Annotated in this window: 26 protein-coding genes; 10 read left to right on the top strand and 16 right to left on the bottom strand. The window is 71.1% G+C overall.

What is annotated here, in order from left to right; all coding sequences use genetic code 11:
- From HNR40_RS51525 to HNR40_RS51490, 8 genes are all read right to left on the bottom strand, one after another.
- Positions 1-530 (bottom strand): hypothetical protein (locus tag HNR40_RS51525; RefSeq protein ID WP_184975761.1); only part of this gene is annotated, 530 nt, incomplete at its 3' end.
- 17 nt (positions 531-547) lie between these two features.
- Positions 548-1,675, bottom strand: coding sequence for a catalase family protein (locus HNR40_RS51520; protein WP_221341860.1), 1,128 nt, complete (start codon positions 1,673-1,675; stop codon positions 548-550).
- Between the two features lie 90 nt (positions 1,676-1,765).
- Entirely contained in the window at positions 1,766-2,245 is a 480-nt protein-coding gene (locus tag HNR40_RS51515) for a MerR family transcriptional regulator (protein WP_184975758.1), read from the bottom strand.
- Between the two features lie 10 nt (positions 2,246-2,255).
- Positions 2,256-3,116 carry an SDR family NAD(P)-dependent oxidoreductase gene (locus HNR40_RS51510; RefSeq protein ID WP_184975755.1) on the bottom strand — a complete coding sequence of 287 codons (861 nt, stop codon included), beginning with the start codon at positions 3,114-3,116 and terminating at the stop codon, positions 2,256-2,258.
- A 42-nt stretch (positions 3,117-3,158) separates the two neighbouring features.
- Entirely contained in the window at positions 3,159-3,323 is a 165-nt protein-coding gene (locus tag HNR40_RS51505; RefSeq protein WP_184975752.1) for a glycine zipper domain-containing protein, read from the bottom strand.
- A 79-nt stretch (positions 3,324-3,402) separates the two neighbouring features.
- Positions 3,403-4,563, bottom strand: coding sequence for a cation:proton antiporter (locus HNR40_RS51500; protein WP_184975749.1), 1,161 nt, complete (start codon positions 4,561-4,563; stop codon positions 3,403-3,405).
- Between the two features lie 12 nt (positions 4,564-4,575).
- Positions 4,576-5,058, bottom strand: coding sequence for a cation:proton antiporter regulatory subunit (locus HNR40_RS51495; protein ID WP_184975745.1), 483 nt, complete (start codon positions 5,056-5,058; stop codon positions 4,576-4,578).
- Positions 5,059-5,214: 156 nt separating this feature from the next.
- The gene (locus tag HNR40_RS51490; RefSeq protein ID WP_184975742.1) at positions 5,215-6,147 is read right to left on the bottom strand and encodes an AraC family transcriptional regulator; all 933 of its coding nucleotides are present in this window, start codon (positions 6,145-6,147) and stop codon (positions 5,215-5,217) included.
- Between the two features lie 104 nt (positions 6,148-6,251).
- Between HNR40_RS51490 and HNR40_RS51485 the strand changes: the two genes are divergently transcribed.
- Both HNR40_RS51485 and HNR40_RS51480 read left to right on the top strand, forming a co-directional pair.
- On the top strand, positions 6,252-7,106 hold the full coding sequence (locus HNR40_RS51485; RefSeq protein ID WP_184975738.1) for an NAD(P)H-binding protein: 855 nt from the start codon (positions 6,252-6,254) through the stop codon (positions 7,104-7,106).
- Between the two features lie 9 nt (positions 7,107-7,115).
- The gene (locus HNR40_RS51480) at positions 7,116-7,994 is read left to right on the top strand and encodes an SDR family NAD(P)-dependent oxidoreductase (protein WP_184975735.1); all 879 of its coding nucleotides are present in this window, start codon (positions 7,116-7,118) and stop codon (positions 7,992-7,994) included.
- 3 nt (positions 7,995-7,997) lie between these two features.
- Here HNR40_RS51480 and HNR40_RS51475 read toward each other — a convergent pair whose 3' ends face one another.
- Complete coding sequence (locus HNR40_RS51475; RefSeq protein WP_221341859.1) at positions 7,998-9,125, bottom strand: aromatic ring-hydroxylating oxygenase subunit alpha; 1,128 nt, start codon at positions 9,123-9,125, stop codon at positions 7,998-8,000.
- A gap of 126 nt (positions 9,126-9,251) precedes the next feature.
- On the opposite strand from HNR40_RS51475, the gene HNR40_RS51470 reads away from it, so the two are divergent.
- Positions 9,252-10,664, top strand: a complete 1,413-nt coding sequence (locus tag HNR40_RS51470) for a DUF1349 domain-containing protein (protein ID WP_184975732.1) — start codon at positions 9,252-9,254, stop codon at positions 10,662-10,664.
- 39 nt (positions 10,665-10,703) lie between these two features.
- Positions 10,704-11,534, top strand: a complete 831-nt coding sequence (locus tag HNR40_RS51465) for a DUF4429 domain-containing protein (protein ID WP_184975729.1) — start codon at positions 10,704-10,706, stop codon at positions 11,532-11,534.
- Between the two features lies 1 nt (position 11,535).
- Here the strand turns inward: HNR40_RS51465 and HNR40_RS51460 are convergent, their stop codons facing one another.
- The 4 genes from HNR40_RS51460 to HNR40_RS51450 are packed head-to-tail and all read right to left on the bottom strand — an operon-like array spanning position 11,536 to position 14,548.
- Positions 11,536-12,150, bottom strand: a complete 615-nt coding sequence (locus HNR40_RS51460; RefSeq protein ID WP_184975725.1) for a hypothetical protein — start codon at positions 12,148-12,150, stop codon at positions 11,536-11,538.
- Positions 12,151-12,185: 35 nt separating this feature from the next.
- Positions 12,186-13,613 carry a hypothetical protein gene (locus HNR40_RS51455; protein WP_184975722.1) on the bottom strand — a complete coding sequence of 476 codons (1,428 nt, stop codon included), beginning with the start codon at positions 13,611-13,613 and terminating at the stop codon, positions 12,186-12,188.
- A gap of 49 nt (positions 13,614-13,662) precedes the next feature.
- The gene (locus tag HNR40_RS56955) at positions 13,663-13,794 is read right to left on the bottom strand and encodes a hypothetical protein (RefSeq protein WP_281395891.1); all 132 of its coding nucleotides are present in this window, start codon (positions 13,792-13,794) and stop codon (positions 13,663-13,665) included.
- Between the two features lie 16 nt (positions 13,795-13,810).
- Positions 13,811-14,548 carry an enoyl-CoA hydratase/isomerase family protein gene (locus tag HNR40_RS51450; protein WP_184975719.1) on the bottom strand — a complete coding sequence of 246 codons (738 nt, stop codon included), beginning with the start codon at positions 14,546-14,548 and terminating at the stop codon, positions 13,811-13,813.
- 117 nt (positions 14,549-14,665) lie between these two features.
- Between HNR40_RS51450 and HNR40_RS51445 the strand changes: the two genes are divergently transcribed.
- From HNR40_RS51445 to HNR40_RS51430, 4 genes are all read left to right on the top strand, one after another.
- Positions 14,666-15,943 (top strand): glucose-1-phosphate adenylyltransferase, encoded by a 1,278-nt coding sequence (locus HNR40_RS51445; RefSeq protein WP_184975716.1) that lies wholly within the window; start codon positions 14,666-14,668, stop codon positions 15,941-15,943.
- A 168-nt stretch (positions 15,944-16,111) separates the two neighbouring features.
- Positions 16,112-16,417, top strand: coding sequence for an isoamylase early set domain-containing protein (locus tag HNR40_RS51440; RefSeq protein WP_184975713.1), 306 nt, complete (start codon positions 16,112-16,114; stop codon positions 16,415-16,417).
- Positions 16,418-16,535: 118 nt separating this feature from the next.
- Complete coding sequence (locus tag HNR40_RS51435; protein ID WP_184975710.1) at positions 16,536-16,976, top strand: hypothetical protein; 441 nt, start codon at positions 16,536-16,538, stop codon at positions 16,974-16,976.
- 165 nt (positions 16,977-17,141) lie between these two features.
- On the top strand, positions 17,142-17,672 hold the full coding sequence (locus HNR40_RS51430) for a phospholipase (protein ID WP_184975708.1): 531 nt from the start codon (positions 17,142-17,144) through the stop codon (positions 17,670-17,672).
- Between the two features lie 39 nt (positions 17,673-17,711).
- Here the strand turns inward: HNR40_RS51430 and HNR40_RS51425 are convergent, their stop codons facing one another.
- Complete coding sequence (locus HNR40_RS51425) at positions 17,712-18,470, bottom strand: ABC transporter permease (RefSeq protein ID WP_221341858.1); 759 nt, start codon at positions 18,468-18,470, stop codon at positions 17,712-17,714.
- Positions 18,471-18,475: 5 nt separating this feature from the next.
- Positions 18,476-19,375, bottom strand: coding sequence for an ABC transporter substrate-binding protein (locus HNR40_RS51420; protein ID WP_221341857.1), 900 nt, complete (start codon positions 19,373-19,375; stop codon positions 18,476-18,478).
- A gap of 146 nt (positions 19,376-19,521) precedes the next feature.
- Here HNR40_RS51420 and HNR40_RS51415 point away from each other — a divergent pair, with 146 nt between their 5' ends.
- Positions 19,522-20,274, top strand: coding sequence for an ABC transporter ATP-binding protein (locus tag HNR40_RS51415; RefSeq protein ID WP_184975702.1), 753 nt, complete (start codon positions 19,522-19,524; stop codon positions 20,272-20,274).
- Positions 20,271-21,122 carry an LLM class flavin-dependent oxidoreductase gene (locus tag HNR40_RS51410; RefSeq protein ID WP_184975699.1) on the top strand — a complete coding sequence of 284 codons (852 nt, stop codon included), beginning with the start codon at positions 20,271-20,273 and terminating at the stop codon, positions 21,120-21,122. The genes HNR40_RS51415 and HNR40_RS51410 overlap by 4 nt, the downstream gene beginning before the upstream one ends.
- On the opposite strand, the gene HNR40_RS51405 is transcribed toward HNR40_RS51410, so the two are convergent.
- Positions 21,119-22,156, bottom strand: coding sequence for a C45 family autoproteolytic acyltransferase/hydrolase (locus HNR40_RS51405; RefSeq protein WP_184975696.1), 1,038 nt, complete (start codon positions 22,154-22,156; stop codon positions 21,119-21,121). The genes HNR40_RS51410 and HNR40_RS51405 overlap by 4 nt on opposite strands.
- Between the last annotated feature and the right edge of the window lie 10 nt (positions 22,157-22,166).

The raw sequence follows: 22,166 nt of genomic DNA, 5'->3' as shown, positions 1-22,166 counted from the left end.
GTGGCGTCGAGGAGTTCGTTGAGCGAGGTGAGCGCCTTCTGCCCGCGGGCGATGTCACGGACGGTGGCCTGCTCGTTCGAGGCGTACCAGACGCTCGCCTCGACCTGGTGTTTCGCGATGTACGCCAGCGCGTCGGGCGAGCGCAGCCCCGGATAGCCCTCGGCCACGTCGGTGAACATGTGGTCGATCCACGGCGTGGCGAAGTTGATGACGTCGACCACGTAAGGCTTGAACTCGTCGCTGTAGCTGGCGGCGAACAGGATCTGCGTGCCGTCGTTGATCAGGGCGACCCGCAGGTCGTGGACGGTGCCGAGCTTGCCCTCCCAGTAGGCCGCCTCGACCTGGGCCTTCTTGACCCGCTCGCGGAAGATCTCCGCGCCGCCCGGCTTCACCGGCGCCACCAGCGTGAACTCGGCCTTGTTGCCGACCCGCAGGCCCACGCCGTCGGTCTGCCGCCGGGTGGGCTGGGTCCACTTGCCGATCTCCTCGGCGGTGACGTCCGGAGAGATCGGGACATAGTCCTGCTGCATGATCGGGATCCTTTCCCTCAGGGTGTCGGCGGGAGGACGTCGGCGACGCTGTCCGGTTCCGCCCGGACCTGGTCGTTGAGGCGGTGCCGTTCGATGGACGAGAGCCGGTAGACCTCCCGGCGCAGGCGCTGCAGGCTCCCGACCGGGACGTGCTCGGCGGCGCAGCGCCACGGCGTGAACGAGACGGCGTCGGCCGCCGCGAGGTTGGCCGCGCCGCCGATGTCCTGCCTCGGGAAGCGCATGCGGGCGACGGTGACGAACGGCGAGAGCCGTTCAGGCCACTCCACGGTCAGGTCGTCGATGGGCATCTCCGCTGGCGACGTGCACAGCTGCACCTGGAAGTCGAACTCGGCGCCGTGCCCGGACAGCTCGTCCACGAGCGCGGGGCGGAACACCTCGTCGCGCGCGGCCGGGTCGAGGTCGCGCTCCGTGATGGCCTGGGCGGAGGCGGGCGTGGGCGTGATGCGGAGTTTCGCGACGTAGTCGCCGTGCCGCACCGCGCACATCGTCCAGAAGGTCGACAGCAGCAGGTTCTGCCAGCGGGCCTGCGCGCCGAGCCGGATGAACGCGCCGAGTTCGTCCCACGCCCAGTCCTCCGGCCGCAGTGTGCCGTAGCCGGTGACCCAGTCGTGGAACATCTGGTGCGTGCCCTGTTTCCCGCCGGCGTGGTACTTGGGGATGTCGATGAAGAGCTTGGCGAGGAAGCGGTAGTGCCGGGCGGTGTTGCAGAAGAAGAACGGCCCGTTGATCATGTTGAAGTCCATGGTCCTGGTGTGCCGCTCGTCCTCCAGCGTGGTCTCCGCCTCGATGCCGAACACCTTGGTCGCCATCCCGACCACGTTGCCGAGGGCCCGGTCGATCCCCAGGTGGGACAGGCCGTTGGAGTAGCGGACCACGCAGTCGTGGCTGCCGGGGCGGGCGTAGACGCCCTGGGCGTACTCGGCCGGGAGGCCGTCCAGGATCTCGAAGGTGCCCCTGACCAGGCCGTACGCCTTGGCGTGCGCGAACCGCACGGCGCGGTCGGCGCCTTCCCCGGCCACCGAGTGCCGCTCGAACTCGGTGACGATGTCGATGGCCTGCCGCTGGCTCTCCTCGAAGCCCGGCTCCGGGGGCTCGAGCTCGGCCGAATATCTGATGGGACGCACTGTGATCTCCCCCTGCCGGCGCGGGGGTGATCTGCCCTGTTTCGTGGCTGGCTAGCCTGAGGCGTCGTTCAAGCCTTGGCTATTCCACGTTCAGCGGGACTGGACGTCGGGGCCGGTTTCGCCGCCGTAGGTGGCGATCTTGTATTCGACGGCGGTGAGGGAGAGGGTCAGCTCCCTGATCCGGCGGCGAATGGTGTCGCGGTGTTCCAGCAGCATGTCCAGTCGCTCGGGTACGGTTTCGGCCCCGTCGTCGACGAGCGCGATGTAGTGCTGAAGGTCGCGCATCGGCATTCCGGACAGCCGCATCCGGGTGAGGAACACCAGCCGCCGCACCGCGTGGTCGTCGTACACCCGGTGGCCGCCGGCGTCGCGGGCCACCTCCACCAGCCCGGCGCGCTCGTAGTAGCGCAGCGTGTGCGGCGAGATGTCCAGCAGGTCGGCGACCTCCACGATCGTCATCGACGTGGGCACGTCGGCCAGGTCGGCGAGGCGGTGGATCGCCTCGACCGACGGCGGGCCGTCGTCCCCGAGCATCTCGAGCGCCCTGGTCATCAGGTCATCGGTGGCCATGACAACCAGCCTAAATCGGCCGGACCGCTACCGGAACGTCCTCGAAGTCGGCGCTGCGCGCGGTCTCCGCCCACCGCTCGACCTCCGCCAGGCCGCGCCGGTGGACGCCGGAGATGCGCTCGACCGCCTCACGTCCGAGCGGCAGCCGTAGCGGCACGTCGTCACCGTGCGTGAGGGAGACGATGATCTCGGCCGCGCGCGCGGGGTCGCCCTCCTGACGGCCGTCGGTCCCGGCCATGTCCGCGCGCACCCTGGCGAGCACATCACGGTACGTCGGCGACGTCTCGGTGAACTCCAGCACGTCGGCGGCGTTGAAGTCGGTCCTGAACCGGCTCGGCTCCACGATCATCACCCGGATCCCGAACGGCGCGACCTCCCCGGCCAGCGCCTCCGACCAGCCTTCGAGGGCGAACTTCGACGCCGAGTACGTGGACACGCCGGGGAACGACATCCGCCCGCCCTGGCTGCTCATCTGCACGATCGTCCCGGCGCCCTGCGCGCGCATCGCCGGCAGCGCCGCCCTGACCAGCGCGGCGGGGCCGAACAGGTGCAGGTCCATGAGCTCGCGCAGCTGCGCGTCGGCGACCTCCTCGACCGCGCCGACCACGGCCCGGCCCGCGTTGTTCACGAGCACGTCGAGCCGGCCGAAGCGGTCGAGAGTGGTACGCACCAGGCCCTCGGCCGCCGTCACATCGCGGACGTCGAACGCGGCGGCCATGAAGTCGTCCGGGTAGGCGGCGGCGAGGTCGGCGACGCTCTCGGGCCGCCGCACCGCCGCCACCACGTGGTCGCCGCCCGCGAGCGCGGCTTCCGCCAGGGCGCGGCCGAAACCGCGGGAGGCGCCGGTAATGATCCAGGTCTTCGTCGTCATGCCGGGGACGCTATGCCTTCGAGCGCGCTCGAACGCAAATGCTCATGCCTCGTCCTTCTTGGGCGCCAGCGCGTACGACAGAGCCACTCCGAAGCACAGCGAGAGCGCGATTCCCAGGACGATGTCGTTCAGGGCGGCGGCGAGGCCCATGCCGATGGCGAGTCCGGCGGAGAGGCCGACCGTCCAGTTGGGGGAGTTCTTCGTCATGCTTCGATCATCGGGCAGAGGGGTTCGGCCGGAGTAGAGGCCGCTGTCACCGGCCGTTCATGACAGACGTCATCTCATTTCAGGTACGGCGGGCGATGGCGGTGATCAGCGGCTGGACCAGCTTGGCGGCCAGCGGCCCGAAGGCGGCCAGGATGAGCACGTAAGCCGCGGCCAGCGGCCCCAGATCGGGATGCGCCCCCGCCGCCACCGCCAGCCCGGCGATGACGATGTTGAACTCGCCTCGGGGGATGAGCGCGATCCCGGCTCGGGCCTGACCTGCTTTGGCGATTCCGGCGCGGCGGGCGGCGTACGCGCCCGTGAGCAGTTTGGTGATCATGCTGACCACGGCGAGCAGGACGGCCAGCCCCGCGACGGGCAGGATGGCGGCCGGGTCGGTCTGCAGGCCGAAGAAGACGAAGAACACCGCGGCGAACAGGTCGCGCACCGGGGCGAGCAGCGTGCGGGCCTCGTGGGCGAGTTCGCCGGACAGCGCGATGCCGACGAGGAAGGCGCCGACGGCCGCGGAGACCTGGAGCTTGGTGGCGACGCCGGCGACCAGGAGCGCGAGCCCGATCACCTTGAGCAGCAGCACCTCGCTGGACGGGCTGGCGACGAACTTCTCGATGAACCGGCCGAACCGCAGCGCGATGAGCAGGACGACGCTGACGGTCGCCAGCGCGATGCCGACGGTCACCGCGCCGCCCGCGAAGCTGACCCCGGCCAGCATCGCGGTGAGGATCGGCAGGTAGAGCGCCATCGTGAGGTCCTCGAAGACCAGCAGCGACAGCACGACGGGGGTTTCCCTGTTGCCGATCCAGCCCAGGTCGGACAGGACCTTGGCGGTGATGCCGGAGGAGGTGGCGTACGTGACGCCGGCCATCGCGACGGCGGCGACGGGACCCCAGCCGAGCAGCAGGGCGGCGATCGCGCCCGGTGCGGCGTTGAGCACCAGGTCGGCCAGGCCGGCGCGGGCGTTGCTGCGCAGGGAGGTGACGAGCTCTGAGGCGTTGTACTCGAGCCCGAGGGTGAGCAGCAGGAGGATGACGCCGATCTCGGCGCCGGTGGCGATGAACTCGCCGCTGGTGGCGAGGGGGAGGATGCCGCCCTGGCCGAAGGCGAGCCCGGCCACGAGGTAGAGGGGGATGGGGGAGATGCCGACCCGTACCGCTAAGGCGCCGAGCACGCCGAGGCCGAGGATGATGGCGCCGAGTTCGAGGATGAGGATGGCGGTGTGGTGCACGCGGTGCCTTTTCTATCCGGTGGCGAGAATCTCGGCGACCGCCGCCGTGGACTCGGCCGTGCCGACGACGACGATGACATCGCCCGCCAGCAGGGCGAAGTCGGGGGCGGGGCTGGTGATGACCTGGCCGGCGCGGACGACGGCCACGATGGACGCGCCGGTGCGGGTGCGCACGCGGGCCTGACCCATCTGCCGGTCGGCGTACGGGCTCGCGTCGGTGATCGGCAGCTGGACGCTGACCAGGCCTTCGACCTGCTTGTGCAACTGGTTGAGCCGCTGCACGATGCGGGGCGCGCCGAGGAGCTCGGCCAGGGCGTCGGCCTCGTCGTCGTTGAGGACGATGTCCTCGCAGGCGCTGTCGGGATCGTCGGGGTCGTAGATGATCAGGTCGCGGCGGCCGGTGCGGTGGGAGACCACCCCGATCCTGCGTCCCGCGCGGGAGGTGAACTCGTGTTTTAGCCCGATGCCGGGCAGCGCCGTCTGCTCGATCTCCATGGGGGGTCTCCGTTTCTTGATCGTTTGCAGGGTCCAGGGCCGCACCATACCGGACATCGCCGGTCGGGGTCAGGGCTCGACCAGTCCGGCCCTTATGGCGTAGCGGGTCAGGTCGAGGCGGTCGTTCAGGCCGAGCTTTCTGGCTGCGCCCTTCCTCTAGGCGCCGGTGCGGTGGCGGCTCGGCGTCAGCCCGCGTACCCGCTTGAAGGCCACGCTCAGCGCGAACGCGTTGGCGTAGCCGACGTGCCTGGCGACCGAGTCGATGGTGATGTCGGAGGAACGCAGCAGGTCGGCGGCTAGCGCGAGCCGCCAGCTGGTGACGTAGGCCATCGGCGGCTCGCCCACGAGGCCGGCGAAGCGGCGGGCGAACGCCGCCCGCGACGCGCCGACCTTCTCGGCCAGGAGCGCCACCGTCCACGGCCGGGCCGGGTCGCCGTGGATCAGCTTCAGCGCGGGGCCGATCAGCGGGTCGCTCTGCGCCCGGTACCAGCCGGGCGCCTGGGCCTCGGGGCGGGCGAACCAGGCGCGCAGCGTCGCGATCAGCGCCAGGTCGAGGAGCCGGTCGAGCACGACCTGCTGGCCGGGGCCTTCGCCGTTGACCTCCTGGGCGAGCAGTTCCATGACCGGGGAGGGCGTGCTCGCCCGTGGCACGAGCACGACCGCGGGCAGGGCGTTGAGCAGCCGGTCGCCCACCTCGCCGCTGACCTGGTAGGTGCCGCTGGCCACGATCGCCGAGCCGTCGGGCGTGAGCCCGCTGGTGCGCGGGCCGAGCCGCAGCTCGTCGGTGATGTCGACGCCGTCCATGGTGGTCAGGCGGTTGCCGGGGCGGACGACGGTGTCGGGGGCGGTGGCCGGGTCGTCGCCGATCGTGTACGGCGCGGGCCCCTTGATGATCGCCACGTCACCGGTGCGCATCAGCACGGGCTCGCCCCCGTCGGGCACGATCCAGGCGTGTCCGCGCAGCGCGGTGGCCAGGGCGAGCATCGCCCCGTCGGCGATCCGCAGCGACCAGGGTGGTTCCAGGATCGCCTGGCAGAACGCCGCGCTGCGGGCACGGACTCCGTCAAGAAGGTCGGCGAGGGGGTCCACGTCCTCAGCTTAGACGGACAGAAATGGAAGCGAGCGTACCGAATATGGATCGTCTCACCGCGGGCCACTTCACTGGAGGTAACCCAATTCAGAGAGGCGGTCCGATGTACGCGATCACAGGTGTGACAGGCCACGTCGGCGGCGCGGTGGCCCAGGAGCTGCTGGCCAGGGGAGAGGCGGTGCGGGCGGTGGTCCGCGACCCGGCGAAGGGCCGCGACTGGCCTCGGGCGGAGGTCGCCGATCTCGGCGACCGGGCGGCGCTGACGGCGGCGCTGCGCGGCTGCCGCGGCGCGTTCGTCATGCTGCCGACCGACCTGGCGGCCGACGACCCCGACGCCTATCACCGCGGCCTGGCCGCGTCGATCGCCGGAGCGGTGGAGGACAGCGGAGTACCGCACGTGGCGATGTTGTCCTCGGTCGGCGCGGAGCTGGCCGAGGGCACGGGCCCCATCCGCTGGCTGCACCACCTGGAGAACCTGCTGCGCGAGACCGGCACGGTCCTCACCGCGATCCGCTCGCCGCACTTCCAGGAGAAGGTCGAGACCGTGCTGGACGCCGCCACGGGGGCCGGCGTCTACCCGGTCTTCGGCGAGTCGGCGGACGAGCCCACCTGCATGGTCGCCACCCGCGACATCGGCGAGGTGGTCGCGCGGGCGCTGACGCAGCCGCCCGCGAGCAGCGAGGTCGTCGACCTGGACGGCCACAGCTACACCGAGCGGCAGGTCGCCGAGGAACTGGCGGCGGCGCTCGGCAAGACGCTGCAGGTGGTCACGATCCCGCAGCCGGGCTGGGTCGGCACGATGGTCGACGCGGGCCTGCCTCGGCCCATCGCGCAGGAGCTCGCCGGCCTGTACGAGGCCGAGCAGCGCCACCTGCTCGCACCCCGAGGCGACCGGACCGTCACCTGCCCGACCGAACTGGGCGAGACCCTGCGCCACGTGGTGAAGACCATCTCCTAGGAGGGCACCATGTCCACGATGGTGATGACCGGCGGCACGTCGGGCTTCGGCGCGACCGCCGCCGGACGGCTGACCCGCGCCGGGGCCCGCCTGATCCTGGGCGCCCGCCGGCCCGCTGGCGAGGAGATCCCGCTCGACCTGACAGGCCTGGCGTCGGTACGCGCCTTCGCCGCCTCGGTGCGCGAACGGCTGGGCGGCACCCCCGTGGACGCCCTGGTGCTCAACGCCGGCCTGATCCGCCCCGACGCCGGCGGCCGGAGCGCGGACGGCTTCGAGACGACGTTCGCCGTCAACCACCTCGCCCACTACCTGCTCGTCCGCCTGCTCCTGCCCACCCTGGCCGACGGCGCCATCGTCGTCCTGACCACGAGCGGCACCCACGACCCCGCCACCGGCGCGGGCCTGACGCCGCCGAGGCACGCCGACGCGGACCTGCTGGCTCACCCGGACCGCGACCCCGGCCGCGATCCACGGCCGCGCAAGGCGGGCGAGCACGCCTACACCGCGTCCAAGCTGTGCGCCGTGCTGACCGCGCGGGTGTTGGCCGGGCGCGGCGTCACGGCCGTCGCCTACGACCCGGGTCAGGTGTTCGGCACGGGGCTGGCCAAGGACCTGTCGTTCCCGCTGCGGGTGGCGTGGTCGCTGCTGGGCACGCCGGTTCCGCGCTGGGTGGTGAGCAGGTTCAACCCGCATCTCAACAGCCGCGCCGCCGCCGGGAACGCCCTGGCCGACCTGGCACTCGGCCTGGCCGGGCCCCCGGCGGGCCGCTCGTACGCCGCGCTGCGCCGGGGCGGGCTCACCTGGCCGGACCCGTCGGAGCCGGCCAGGGGCGGCAAGCTGGCCCAGGCGCTCTGGGACGACAGCGCCAAGCTCGCCGGTCTGGCCTGAGCGTCACTTCAGGGCGTCGCGGTAGGCGTCGAGCACGAGGCCGTGGAAGTGGTGGAGCGCGTGCTCCGACAGGCCGGAGCCCGCGGGGTCGTACACGATCTTGCCTTGGGTGAAGGCGGGCGTGCGCATGCCGCGCTGGACGCTCTCTACCAGGGCGATGTCCTCCACCTGGAGAACCTCGTCGATGTAGCGGATGCCGTCGAGTTCCGGCTCGTTCGGCTCGGCGGTCTCCAGGTAGAAGTCCCAGGTCTCCAGGGTTCGTTCCGGGCCGGCCGGGATGATCTGCAGGACCATGAAGTTGCCCCGGCCGGGGTAGCGCAGCAGGCAGGTGTTGGGCCACAACCACCAGACCGCGTGCTCGGTCACGGTCGCGCCCGACACGTCGTAGGCGGAGTTCTCCGCCGTGCCCGCCTGAGCCATGTGGCTGGACCAGATGCCGTGGGTCGTCACCTTGTACGTGCTCATGTCGACCAGCGACACGAAGTCCTTGTGCGCCACGTGGCAGTGGTAGCACTCCAGGAAGTTGTCGACGACGTTCTTCCAGTTGGAGGCGATGTCGTAGGTGAGGCGGCGGGCGAGCGTCAGCTTGGCCACGTCAGGCGCGCGCGCCTCGATCTCCGCCGCCAGGTCCCCGGCCTTCTCGGCGAGCGGGGCGGCGCCGGGGTCGAGGTTGACGTAGACCATGCCGGCGAACTCGGTGACCTGGACGCGGTCCAGGCGTACCAGATCGGGGTCGAAGCCCGGCAGGTCGCCGGTGTTGCGGGCGCGCCGTAACCGGCCGGTCAGGTCGAAGGTCCAGGCGTGGTACGGGCAGACGATGCTGCGCCGGACGCCGCATCCGGACAGCAGTTCGTGCGCCCGGTGCTTGCACACGTTGTAGAACGCGCGCAGCGTGCCGGACTCGTCCCGGACGGCGACGACGGGCATGCCGGCCACGGTGGCGCTCACGTAGCTGCCCGGCTCGCGCAGCTTCTCCACGTGGCACAACCACTGCCACGTCCGCGCGAAGATCGCCCGCTGGTCGACGTCGAACCAGGCCGGATCGGTGTAGGCGTCGGCGTGCAAGGACATCGACAGTGCGGGGTCGGGGTGGTATCCGGCGGAGATGTGGTCGAAGGTGGGGGTCATCATCCTGCCTTCTGTGGATTTCTGCCGCGTCCATCGTGTGGGGGATCGTGTGTCCCTGGTGTCAGGGACGGGAAAGGTCGCTCCCCTGCGTGACGCCCGCGCGGGGTCGCGCTGCCTAGCCTGCCCGCCATGGAATCCGAATGGACCAGGTTCGGCAAGACCCGCCGCTGGGTGATCGGGATGGTGGTCGCGGCGCTGATCCCGGTGTTGGCCGGGCTCACGCTCGTCGCGACCTCCCGCGCCACGTGCGGCACCCAGACCACCGAGGAGCCCTGCCCCGCGCCCATCCTGGGGCCCTCCGGGCAGGCGGTGGAGGACAGGTTCTACTTCGTCCACCAGCCGCTGCGCGGCGACGGCAGCATCACCGCCCGGGTGAACGGAATGACCGGACGGATCAAGGAGCCGCCGCCGCCCGGGGCCGGCGCGGGCCCGCCGCCCGTGCCCGGGCTGGTGCCGTGGGCCAAGGCGGGGCTCATGGTCAAGGACGGCGTCCGGCAGGGGGCGCGGTACGCGGCGATCATGGTGACCGCCGAGCACGGGGTGCGCATGCAGCACGACTTCACCGAGGACGTCGCGGGCTCGGCCGGCGGGTATCCGCGCTGGCTGCGGCTGACGCGTACCGGCGACACTCTCACCGGCCACGAGTCGGCCGACGGCGAGCAGTGGACCGAGGTGGGCAGGGCCTACCTCGGCGGGCTGCCCGACACGGTGGAGATCGGGCTGTTCGCCGCCTCGCCCGGCGCGCTGACGATGGCCGGCGGCGGGCCCGAGTCCAGGTTCTCCGAGGCCACCGCCGTCTTCGACCAGGTCAGCCCGCTACAGGGCGAGTGGAAGACCGACGACATCGGCGTCCAGATGGAGCCCGACGGCGTGACGCCGCACCACCCCGGAGCCCTCTCGCGCTCGGGCGGCACCTTCACCGTCACCGGGACCGGTGACATCGCGCCCAGCACCGACCAGCAGCCCATCGAGCGCACGCTCATCGGCGTGTTCCTCGGCCTGATCGCGGTGATCGTCGTGGCGGTCGCCTTCGGGACGGCCGACCGCCGCCGCCTGGTCCCCAAGGCGGTGGTGATCGGCACGGTCGCCTTCCTCAGCGGGGTGATCCCCGCCGCCGTCGTGGTGCCGATCGCCCTGCGGATGCTCCCGTCCAACGGCATCCATCCGCTCCCGGTCGGCCTGCTGACGCACCTGCAGGTGATCGTCGGCACCGGCCTGCTGTACGCCGCCGTCGCGGTGTTGTCCCTGGGCATCGGCGCGCTGTTCAAGCGGGCCGCCGTGGGGATCGTCGCCGCCGTCGTCGTGGCTTTTGTTCCGTACGCGCTGGCGCTGGCGGGCCTGGGGGAGTGGCCGCTGGCGGTCACCCCGGCGGCGGGCTTCGCGATCCAGCAGAGCGCCCGCGAGTACGCGCACGTCGAGGGCTTCTACATCGCGGTCACCGGCTACTTCCCGCTGGCGCCGTGGGCCGGGTTCGCGGTGCTGTGCGCCTACGCGGCGCTCGGGCTCGGGCTGGCGCTCGTCATGGAGCGTCGACGGCGCTGATCCCGCGTACGCCTCGCCGGTATGGCCTAGCCTGTGGGCGTGGAGGATGTTCTGGCGGGCCCTGAGGTCATATGGGGCTTCGAGCGTGACGCGTTGCGCATCCGGCCGGGGTCCAAGCCGAACAAACTCCTCGCCGAACTCGGCGAACGCGTCGTTCCCCACAGCGCGATCGCCGACGTGTCGCTCGAACCGGGCAGGCGGGGCACGGTCGTGCTCCGGGTGACGCTCAGGCGTGGGGCGGATCCGGTGACCAGCGTCGCCGCCGGGCAACTGGCCGAGGCGCTGGACCCGTACCGGCTGGTGTTGCCCGCCGACAAGGAGACGCTGGCCGACTACTACGCCGACGAGCTCAGGTCCGCGATCACGAGCCGGGAGCCGGTCGAGCACTTCCTGGTCGCCGCGCCGCCCGTGCCGCGGAGTTTCAAGGCGTGGGACGGCGCGGCCACGTTCGACGGCGAGCACGTGACGTTCACCTGGTTCTGGTCGGGCGCGTCGACGGCCAAGTACAGCGCCGGTGACCAGCGCTTCCGCGTCGCCGACCTGGAAGGCGTGGAGTGGCACGCGCCGATCCGCGCGAGCGGCTCGCTCAGGCTGAAGGTGCGCGACCGGGTGGCCCCGTCCGACCCGAACGACGACCCGGCCTCGGTGATGTTCGGCCTCGGCTGGGGCGCCACGCACAAGTCGCTCCCGTTCGCCGCCGCCGTCCTGGCCGCTATCCCCGCCGGGGGCGGGCCGAAACCGCTCGCCGCCCGCCACACCGCCGCCGAGATCACCGAGCTGATCGCCAAGCTGGGCGAACTGCGTGACGCCGGGCTGCTGTCTCCGGAGGAGTTCCAGGCCAAGAAGGCCGAACTGCTGTCCCGGATGTGACCTACTTGGCCCTGTTACGGCGGGCGTACCAGGCCAGGGTGGCCGCCGTGACGACGGCGACGGCGGCTACCCACTGCCAGGGGACAGCGGATCGCGACGTGCCGGGCGTGCCGGACTTGCCGGGCTGCGCGGGTGTGCCCAGGGCGGTGATCAGCTCGGTGGTCACCGGACCGCCGAGGGTCTCGGGGGCGGTCTCGCGCTCGTCGCCGACCTGGAGCGGGCCCGTGCCCGCACGGATCGGGACGTTTCCCGAGCACAGCGACGTGGACAGGCTCACGCCCGGCACCCGCTCGGCCGGGCCGGCGAAGACGAGGTAGCGGGTGTCCTGGTCGAACACGTAGCCGCACGCGGGGCTGTCGGTGTCGGCGCCGATCTGGAACTCGGCGGCGGGCGCGCCCTTGTAGACGTTGTCGGCGCGGAAGGTGTACACCTTCTGGGCGTTCGGCGGGCCCTTGACCGTACGGATCGCCACCACCGTGCCGGTGAACACCGCCGTCGCGTTCTGTACGGCCTGCGCCGGCTTGAACTCCACACAACTGCAGGCGCAGGCGGCGGTGGTCGTGCCCGCCAGCACGGCGGCCGCCAGCGCGGTGACCACGAGCAATCGCAGCATCATGACCTCACGACGTACGGCGGACCCCGAACGGTTCGCTACACCACCTCGTATACCAGCTCGTAGACCGCCTGGCCGTCGCTCAGCACCGCGTTCTTGCGCCCGGCGGCGCGGTCGGCCCCGGTCACGACGACGGAGCCGATGTAGTCGTCCACGCCGGCGAAGCCGCCGTCCAACTCGATGACCTCGATCTTCGTGGCCAGCGCTCCCACCGGGAAGGTGTGCCCGAGCTCGATCCGCGTGCCCTCCTCGCACTCGTACGGAGCTCCGGCGACGTCCGCGCCACCGACCCGGATGACGACCTCGTCGCCCGCGTCCGGGTCACGGTCGGAGGGCGTACGGCAGAGCAGCGAGACCAGCCGGAGCGTCGCCGCGGCCGCGTCGACGGGCACGCGCACCAGCGGGATCGGCTCCGGCTCGCGCAGCGGCGGGACCAGCTCGCTCGGGTCGAAGAGGCGCGGCGGCGAGATCTGCCCCCGCGACAGCTTGATGGCGTGCTGCATCGCCGCGTTGATCAGCTTGGTGTAGGTCGAGATCACGGTCAGCAGGACGTCGCCGGAGGGCAGGCCGCGGAAGAACTCCGGCTGCCGGAGCGCGAACTCGAGGTCGTTGCGCGTCTGGATGAAGCGCAGCTTGCGCTCGCGGGCGTCGGCGAGCGCCAGCAGGAACGCCTCCTGCTCCTCCGGCGTGGGGACCGGGAGCGGCAGCGTGTCGTAGGTGACGACCTCGGCCTCGTAGGCGGCCGAGCTGTCGGAGGCGATGGTCGGGAACTGCTTGAACCGGGTGATGACCTCGCCGATCTCGACGGTCGGCGAGATCGTCGCGCCGGAGCCCGCCTTCTGGAACATCGTCGCGGTGTACTCCGAACGCGAGCTGGCGCTCCTGTTCGCCTCCTCGAACGAGGCCTTGAAGCTGCCGGAGGCGACCAGCCCGTTCGCCTCGGCCTGGAGGGTGGCGGCCAGCGAGGTCTGGCGGGTGGTCGAGACCGACGTGATGCGGATGACCGCGTAGAACTCGCCGCCGGTCTGCAACCCCCGGACGAAGCTGTCGCCGAAGGCCCGGTTGAACTCCTCGAACCGCAGGGAGTCGAGCAGCGCCCTGGCGTCGGTGGTGACCTTGAACCCGCGGCCCCGGCGCAGCGCGTTCTCGACGACGACGCGGGCCACCAGGAAGGTGGAGGTGGAGTTGTAGTTGGACGACTCCGAGAACGTCGTCTTCGCCGAGGCGGAGAAGAACCCGTAGCGGCCCTGCGCCTCGAAGGACATGCCCAGGGTCTCCTGGAGCTCCTCGTGGGTGCTGACGATGGTGATCGACGAGGTCACCGTCTGGCCGTCGGCGTCCGGGTCGGAGGAGACGGTGAAGCCTTCGAGCGCGGTCCCGACGGCCAGGCCGGACTCGCTGTTGAAGCCCATCCCGACCTCTTCGTCGTTGAACAGGACCCTGCGCACCTGCGGAATTCGCGCCATGCACCGACGTTCTCAGCGCACCGGGTCCGCCACATGAGTACGGGGCTACTCAGCTCCAGTAAGGGAGCGAACGCTCGGCGGCCGACGCGATGGCGGCGCCGTCCACGTCGGCGATGGTGAGCTCGACACCGGCCGCGGGCCACTCCACGGCCAGCTGGAACGGCCTGGGCGCGACTGCCATATGCGCGTATAGCGCCTTATGGGCGGCGGCGGGAGGTGACTGTACGGGCCATGAAGGACTCGATCCGCCCATCGGCCGCGGCCGTCCGCCACAGACGCAGCGTCTCCCGCTCGTCGGCCGCCTCGCCGCGCAACTGCCCCTTGGTGTGCCGGAAGGTGTCGGCGGGGATCTCGGCCAGCCGGTCGGCGGCCGACAACGCCCGGTCGAGCAGGTCCCCGGGCTCGGCCACCTCGTCCACGAACCCGAGCGCCAGCGCATCGGCGGCCGGATGGTTGCGGCCGTCCAGAATCGCCCGCCGCGCGCCGACCGGCCCCAGCGTGTATCGCATGATCTCCAGCGCCACCTCCGGGAACGGCACCCCCACCAGCAGCTCGGGCACGCCGATCGTGCCCGGCCCGGTGGCCATGACGCGGTGGTCGCAGGCGGCGGCCAGCACGCAGCCGCCCGCGATCGCGTGGCCGTTGATCGCGGCCACGGCGGGTTTGCCCAGGTCGAAGACGGCTCGGAAGGCGCCGTTCAGCGCCGGCAGGTATTTGGCCACGTAGCCGGCGCCGCCACCGACGATGCGCTCCAGGTCGACCCCGGCCGAGAAGGCACGTCCAGAACCGGTGAGCACGACGGCCCGCACCCCGCCGGTGTCCAGGTCGCGCAGCGTCGCCTCGATCGCCTGGCACAGCTCAAGATCCAGGGCGTTGACCTTGCCGTGGGCCAGCCGTACGACGCCGATCCCGTCGATGACCTCAAGCTCGATCACGCCGGTTCCCTTCCGCCGAACGGCAGGTCTTTGCTCATGCGCGGCATAACGATTCTTTGGGGGTATGACGAACCTTCTTGCAATGGAGCTGTGAAAGGCGAAGATAGCGTCATTCCTATGACCTCGTGCAGAGTTATGGCCGTGGTGCTGGCCGGCGGACAGGGAAAACGACTACTGCCGTTGACGATGGGCAGGGCCAAACCGAACGTCCCGTTCGGCGGGATGTTCCGGCTGATCGACTTCGTGCTCTCCAATCTGACCAACGCCGGCTATCTCAAGATCGTGGTGCTGACCCAGTATCAGAGCAACAGTCTCGACCGCTACATCGCGCGCGGCTGGCAACTCTCCTCTCAGGTGGGGCACTACATCGCCCCGGTACCGGCACAGCAGCAGTTCGGGCCGCAGTGGTTCTCCGGCTCGGCCGACGCCCTGTTCCAGAACCTGCACCTGCTCCGGGATGATCCACCGGAGCACGTGCTGGTGTTCGGGGCCGACCACGTCTACCGGATGGATCCGGCGCAGATGCTCGCCCAGCACCTGGAGTCCGGGGCGGACGTCACGGTCGCGGCGATCCGGCAGCCGAGGGCGCTGGCGCACCAGTTCGGGGTGATCGAGTGCGCGCCGGGCGGCCGGCGGATAGCCCGGTTCGTGGAGAAGCCCGGCGATCCGGCCGGCCTGCCCGACTCGCCGGAGGAGATCCGCGCGTCCATGGGCAACTACGTGTTCAGGACACAGGCGCTGATCGACGCGGTGGAGGAGGACGCGATGGACGTGTCCAGCCGCCACGACATCGGCGCCGACATCATCCCCATGCTGGTACGCGAGGGCCGGGCCGACGTCTACGACTTCGCGCGCAACCACGTGCACGGCGTCAGCCCACGCGAACGCGGCTACTGGCGTGACGTCGGCACCCTGGACGCCTACTACGAAGCCCACATGGACCTCATCGGACCGGACCCGGCCTTCACCCTGCACAACGCGCACTGGCCGATCCGCACCTTCCACGACCTGCTCGCGCCGGTGACCTTCGGCAGGGAACGGCCGGGGCGCGCCGTCGACTCGCTGCTCTCGCCGGGCGTCGCCGTCGCCGCCGAGGCGGACATCGAGCGCTCGGTGCTGTCCCCGCAGGTCACGCTGGGGGCCCGCGCCCAGGTCGCCGACTCCATCCTGATGGAGAACGTGCGGGTGGGCCGGGACGCGATCGTCCGCCGGGCGATCGTGGACCGCGACGCGATCATCCCGGACGGCGCCAGGATCGGCCTCGACCCCGAACTGGATCGCGAGCTCTACACGGTCACCGAGAAAGGGATCGTGGTCGTCGGCAGCGAGGGCGCCCGCCGGTGCGAGACCCGGATCGAGACGGCCGGCGGCCTGCCGACCGGATCGCGTCACTAGCTCGATGAGGAAATTCCCGGAGCGGAATCCTCTCGTAAACACTAAAAACTGCGAAGATCGCCCGTTTCCCACCCTCGGCCGGGGTATGGCTGAACGCGCAATCGTCTGAATCATCTTATTCGGGGGAGAAAGATGTTCACTCACAGCAAACCCAACAGGAGGGGGCAGGTGGAGGTTCTCTTCACCCTTCCCGGTGAAGTTGGGCCGGTCTCCGTCGTCGGCGACTTCAACGGCTGGGACCCGCTCGCGCACCCGATGCAGCTCGGCGACGACGGTCGCTACAGGGTGGCGGTAGCCGTACCGCAGGGCGAGGCGTTCGCCTTCCGGTACCTGGGCGATGGCGGCCGCTGGTTCGACGACGAGGGCGCCGAGGAGTACGACCACCGTGGCGCCGTCTTCCGCGTCCCGACGCCCAAGCGCCGTGCCGTTCCCGCAGCCAAGCCGCGCGTCGCGGCGGGCAAGTCCGCGCGCTGACCTTCCACGCGGGCCCGCTGGCCGGATCCGGGAAGTCATGCCCGGCCGGCGGGTGCCGCCCCCGCGGCAGCCGAGAAGGGCTGGACGCGAAGCTCGCGCGCACCCCACATTGGTAGGCATGTCGATCAGAGCAGGCGGTCTCGCGATCGCCGCCACGGGCTGCGTTCTGGCCACCCCCGTCGCCGTGTGGTGGCTGGTCGGGGATCTGAGCGTGGACGTGCCGCAGGGAACCGGTCTCGACTACGCGTTCCGGCCGCCGGACGTCGATCCGGTGGTGGAGCGGGTGGCCGGCATAGGCGCGGTGGTCGTGGTGGTGCTCACGCTCGGCGTGCTGATCTGGGCCGCGCGGGGGCGGCGGTTCGACGGCCGGTGGTGGGCGGCGCTCGTACCCGCGCTGGTGGCGGGGGCGATCGTGGGGGCGGGGGCGCGCGTCGTGACCGCGGGCACGATCGGCGCGAACATCGGGGCCGGGCTCACCCTGGTCGGCGGGGGCGTGGTCGTCGGCCTGCTCCTGCTGTGGTCGGCCGGGTGGTCGGCGCGGCTGCTGCTGACCCGTTGACCCGAGATTCGACTGACCGTAAACGGCGACTCTCCGCAAACCCTGCCGGAAAAATTGGACAAGATCTGCTTTTAGTTTTTCCCGCCTTCGCTTCATTGTTAGGTCGTCGGGCGAACCTTGCCACCGCATTCCTCCGCACCCCCCGTGCAGTGAAAGCAGGTTCTCATGGTCAGACGGTCCCTCTTACTCGCGTTATCCGCCCTCCTGTCCGTGGCCGCCTTCTTCGGGTTCGCGCTGCCGGCCCACGCGGTGACGCCGGAGCAGAAACTCGCCGCGCTCTCCACCTTCTCCCAGCCCAACGCCGGCAGCGCCTCCGCCTGGCGCGCCGCCTGGCAGAACCAGGCCGCGTGGGCCGACTACAACTTCGACTGGTCGACCGACCTGTGCTCCAGCAGCCCCGACCAGCCGCTCGGCTTCGACTTCAGGATGTCCTGCCGGCGCCACGACTTCGGCTACCGCAACTACAAGGCGATGAACGTCTTCCCGGCCAACAAGCCGCGTATCGACGACGCCTTCTACTTCGACATGCGCCAGGTGTGCGCCGGATATTCCGGGCTCTCCCGCTCCACCTGCAACGGCCTGGCCTGGACCTATTACCAGGCGGTCAAGGAACTCGGCGACCTGCGCGTCACCGATGAGCAGATCCAGCAGGTCAAGCAGCAGGCCGAGCGCAACCACCAGAACGCCGCGGCCTGAACCGTCCTCGGCGGCGGGGATGCCGGACCGGCGTCCCCGTCACCGGCTTGAGGTGGTCTCGCGGACCCAGGGGAGCGCCAGCCGTTCCACGACCAGCAGCCCGAAGTAGAGGACGATGCTCATCGCCGCCACCAGGATGATCGCCGCCCAGGCCGTGGCGACGTCGGCGATGCCGCTGTACTGGACGATCTGGTAGCCGAGACCGCCCTCTCCGGCCTGGAACTCGCCGATCACCGCCCCGATCGCGGCCAGCGGCATGGCCACCTTCAGACCGACGAAGATCTGGGGCAGCGCGGCCGGCAGGCGTACCTTGCGGAAGGCCTGCCAGCGCGAGGCGTCGAGTGAGCGGGCCAGTTCGGCCAGGTCGGCGGGGGTGGTGGTCAGGCCCGTGGCGGTGGAGAGCACGATCGGGAAGAAGCAGAGCAGGAACACCATCGCCAGGATCGGCCGCTGACCCCAGCCCAGCGAGACCACGAGCAGCGGCCCCAGCGCGATCTTCGGCACCGCGTTGACCGCCACCAGCAGCGGCGAGAACATGCGCTCCACCACCCGCGAGGCGGCCAGCGCCAGCCCGAGCAGGACCCCGGCGACCACGGAGATCGCGAACCCGGCGACCGTCTCGACGGTGGTCGCCAGGAGCCCGCCGAGCAGTTCGCCCGGCCTGGCGGAGAAGGCGGCGAGCACCTCGCCCGGCGGCGGCAGCACCGCCGGGTGGACCAGCGGGAACGCCGCCGTCACCAGCCACCACACGGCGAGCGCGACGACCAGTCCGAGCGCCGGCCAGGTCGCCGCGCGCACGACGGTCAGGACCCCTTCACCAGGTTCGTGTCGACGACCTGCTCGGGGGTCAGGCCGGCCGGGATCGCGCCGGCGCCGCTCAGCGTGGCGATGCAGCGGGCCAGCCTGGCGGTGTCGAGCGCGCCCACGCTGCCGCCGGCCGGCCTGACGAAGCCGGCCATCAGCTTGATCTCCGCGGCGGCGGGAGCGGCCGCGGCGGACGGCACGTTCTTCTGAAGGATCTGGCCGGCCTCGTCGGGATGGTCGATGGCGTAGACGAGCGCCTTGGTCAGTGCCTGGCTGAAGCGGCGGACCGTGTCCGGGTCATCCTTGGCGATCTTGGTGGAGGTGACGAGCACGTTGCCGTACAGGTCGCTGATCACGTCGCTGTACGGCAGGACCACCGCCTTACGGCCCTTGGCCGCCGCCTCCACGGTCGGCCTGCCCACCACGAACTGGCCGATCCCCGCCACCGTCCCGCTGGCCAGCAGGCCGATGAGGTTGGCCGGAGCGCCGTTGACCCAGGTGACCTTCGACGCGTCGATCCCGGCGAGCTTGGCGTAGGTGGGGAACAGATTGCGCACCGCCGAGCCCGGGGTGTCGGCCAGCGTCTTGCCCTCAAGGTCGCGGGGCGCCGAGATCTTGTTGCCCTCCAGGGCGATGATCGCGGCCATCGTGCGCTGCTGGATGGCGGCGACGGCCACGATGCCGCGGGCGCCGCCCTTGCCGCGGGCCAGCAGCAGCCCGGTCATGTCGACCGGGGCGAACATCGCGGTGCTCGCCTCGATCTTCGCGATGCTGTCGCCGCTGCCGGCGCCAGGCTTGATGTCCACCTCCAGGCCGGCCTCGCGGAAATAGCCTTTGTCCTGGGCGACCCACGCGTACGCGTCCCTGCCGAAGTTTCCGAAGGACGTTAAGTAGGTCACCTTTTGGGACCCACCGGAATCACCGCATGCGGTCAAGGAAAGCACCAGGACAAGAACGGCGAGAACTCTCATCTGGATCACCGCCTTTTGACCTAGGAAACACGAGAGTAACGTCGAGGACAACACCGAGTCCGGGAGCCTGTTCGATGATCCGACTGGCCGGCGTGAGCCGTACCTTCACCGGGCGGTCGGGCACCGTCGAGGCCTTGCGCGAGATCGACCTGGAGGTGGCCGAGGGGGAGTTCGTCGCGGTGATCGGCCGTTCCGGCTGCGGGAAGTCGACGTTGCTCAGGATCGTCGCCGGGCTGCTGCCCGCCACGGAAGGCGAGGTCACGGTGGCCGGCGAGCGCGTGACCAAGGCGCGGCGCGACATCGCGATGCTCTTCCAGCGCCCCGCGCTGCTGCCCTGGCGCACGGTGCTCGACAACGTGCTGCTGCCCGTGGAGATCTTCGGCTGGCGGCGGGCCGAGCACCGCGAACGCGCGCGGAAACTCCTCGACATGACCGGGCTGACCGGTTCGGAAAAACGCCTGCCGCACGAACTGTCCGGCGGCATGCGGCAACGGGTGGCGCTGTGCCGTTCGCTCATCGGCAATCCGCGGGTAATGCTGATGGACGAGCCGTTCTCCGCGCTCGACGCGCTCACCCGCGAGGAATTGTCGGTCGAACTCCAGCGCCTGCACATGGAAAACTCGGCCACCGTCGTCTTCGTCACCCATTCCATCGACGAGGCGGTGCTGCTGGCCGACCGGGTGGCCGTGCTCACGCCTCGGCCCGGCCGTATCCGCGAGGTGGTCGAGGTCGGCATCCCGCGGCCGCGCACGCTGGGCCGTAACGCGCACCTGGCCGACGTCGCCCGCTGCAGCGCCGACCTGCACGAACTTCTGGTACGCAGGTGAGCACGCGGGTCAGCCTCTTCGCCGAGCCGCATCGCGGCGCGACCTACGACGACCAGCTGCGCATGGTCAGGGCGGCCGAGCGGTGCGGGTTCGAGGGCTGGCTGCGCGCCGACCACTACCAGACCACCGACGTCGGCTCCCGCGGCGAGCCGGGCCCGACGGACGCGTGGGTGACGCTGGCGGGCCTGGCGAGGGAGACCTCGCGGATCAGGCTCGGCACGCTGGTCTCCTGCGCGACGTTCCGCCCGGCCGGGGCGCTGGCGATGCTCGCCGCCCAGGTCGACCGGATGAGCGGCGGCCGGATCGACCTGGGGATCGGCGCCGGCTGGTACGAGCGCGAGCACCTGGCGTACGGCATCCCGTTCCCGCCCAGAGCCGCCCGCTTCGACATGCTGGAGCACCAGCTGGCGACCATCACCCGGATCTGGCCCGCGTCCACCCGGCCCCCGATCATCGTCGGCGGCCGCGGCCCGCGGCGTACCCCGGAGCTGGCCGCCCGTTACGCCGACGAGTTCAACATGCCATTCGCGACCGTGAAGCAGACCGCGGACGCCTTCGCACGGGTGGAACGGGCGCGCGGCGCGTTACCCCCGCTGGTGCTCTCGGCCGGGATCGTGGTCGCCGTCGGGCGCGACGCCGCGCAGATCCGCCGCAGGTCGGCGCCGCTGCACGCGCCGAGCGCGCTGCCGCCGGAGGACCCGGTGATCGGCCCGCCCGGCCTGCTCGTGCAGCGGATCGGCGAACTCGCCGCCGTCGGCGCCACCCGCGTGTACGTACGGCTGAGCGACCCGGCCGACCTCGACCACCTGGAGTTGATAGCCGAGGAGGTCCTCTCCCAACTGACCTAGACGGGATCGCCCGGCCGCACGCCGCAGGGGCCGCCGGCGTGGACGGTGAGGTCGCCGCGGTCCACGTGGAGCTCGATCGTCGCCAGCGTGCGCTGCTCCCACTCCGGGAGTTCAGCATTGGCCGGCATGTGACAGCAGATGCTCTTGGCGCCCGATGAGTGGTCGGCCATGGCCTCCGTCAGCGGGCCGCCGGAGCGCAGCCGCCGGCGCAGCGTCTGGTGACGCAGCAACGTGTCCGGGTACTCCCTCGGCACCTGGTCGCCCACGGCGGCGACCGGGTCGAGGAAGTGGTTGGTGTGGACCAGGACGCCGTCGTCGTCGGGCAGCGCCCACGCGGGACCGCCCGGATGGAGCTCGGCGGTGATCGCGGAGTCCGGGGTGACCACGGTGACCGAGGTCGAGGCGGAGACCTCGGGCGTGACCAGCAGGCCGGTGGCCGAGGACAGGTCGCGGGCCTCGTCGAGCACCCGCCGGGCGACCACGTGGACGGGCACGCCCATCGCCCCGCCGTCGCGCGCGTGCGCCAGGAACGTGAACAGCACGCCGACCTTCTCCGAGTTGACGCCGATCTTGCCGACGATGCCGTACTCGGTCATCGTGCGCACGACGTGCCCGGACGGGTGGGGGATGGTCCAGACGAGCCAGTTGCCGGCCATCGCCTCGGCCCAGTCCCAGGTCTGCCCGGCCCTGGTGGGCTCGCCGAGCACGACGGCCGCCGAGCACTCGCCGCGCGGCGGCGCCGGCAGGGTGGCGAGGATCTCGGTCCGCGCGTTGATCGCGGCGAGGTCCTCGACCGGCAGCCCGGCGCCCGCCGCCATGCCCTCGATCTCCCTGGCGAGGTCGGGCGCCCACTTCTCGATCGCGGTGAACGCCCGCGCCCCCGGCTCGGTGATGGGGACCGGCGCCTCGGCCAGGCCGTCGAACATCATCCGGTATCCGGTCACGGTGTCGGCGATCTTGCGGGCGTGTGCCGTACCGAACTCAAGACCACGCTCGTACGGTCCCGCGGCCCGCGAGGTGAAGCTCCTGACCACAGCTACCTCC

The sequence above is a fragment of the Nonomuraea endophytica genome (genome assembly GCF_014203235.1).
Classification (GTDB): Bacteria; Actinomycetota; Actinomycetes; order Streptosporangiales; family Streptosporangiaceae; genus Nonomuraea; species Nonomuraea endophytica.
This window is presented reverse-complemented; position numbering and strand designations above follow the sequence as displayed.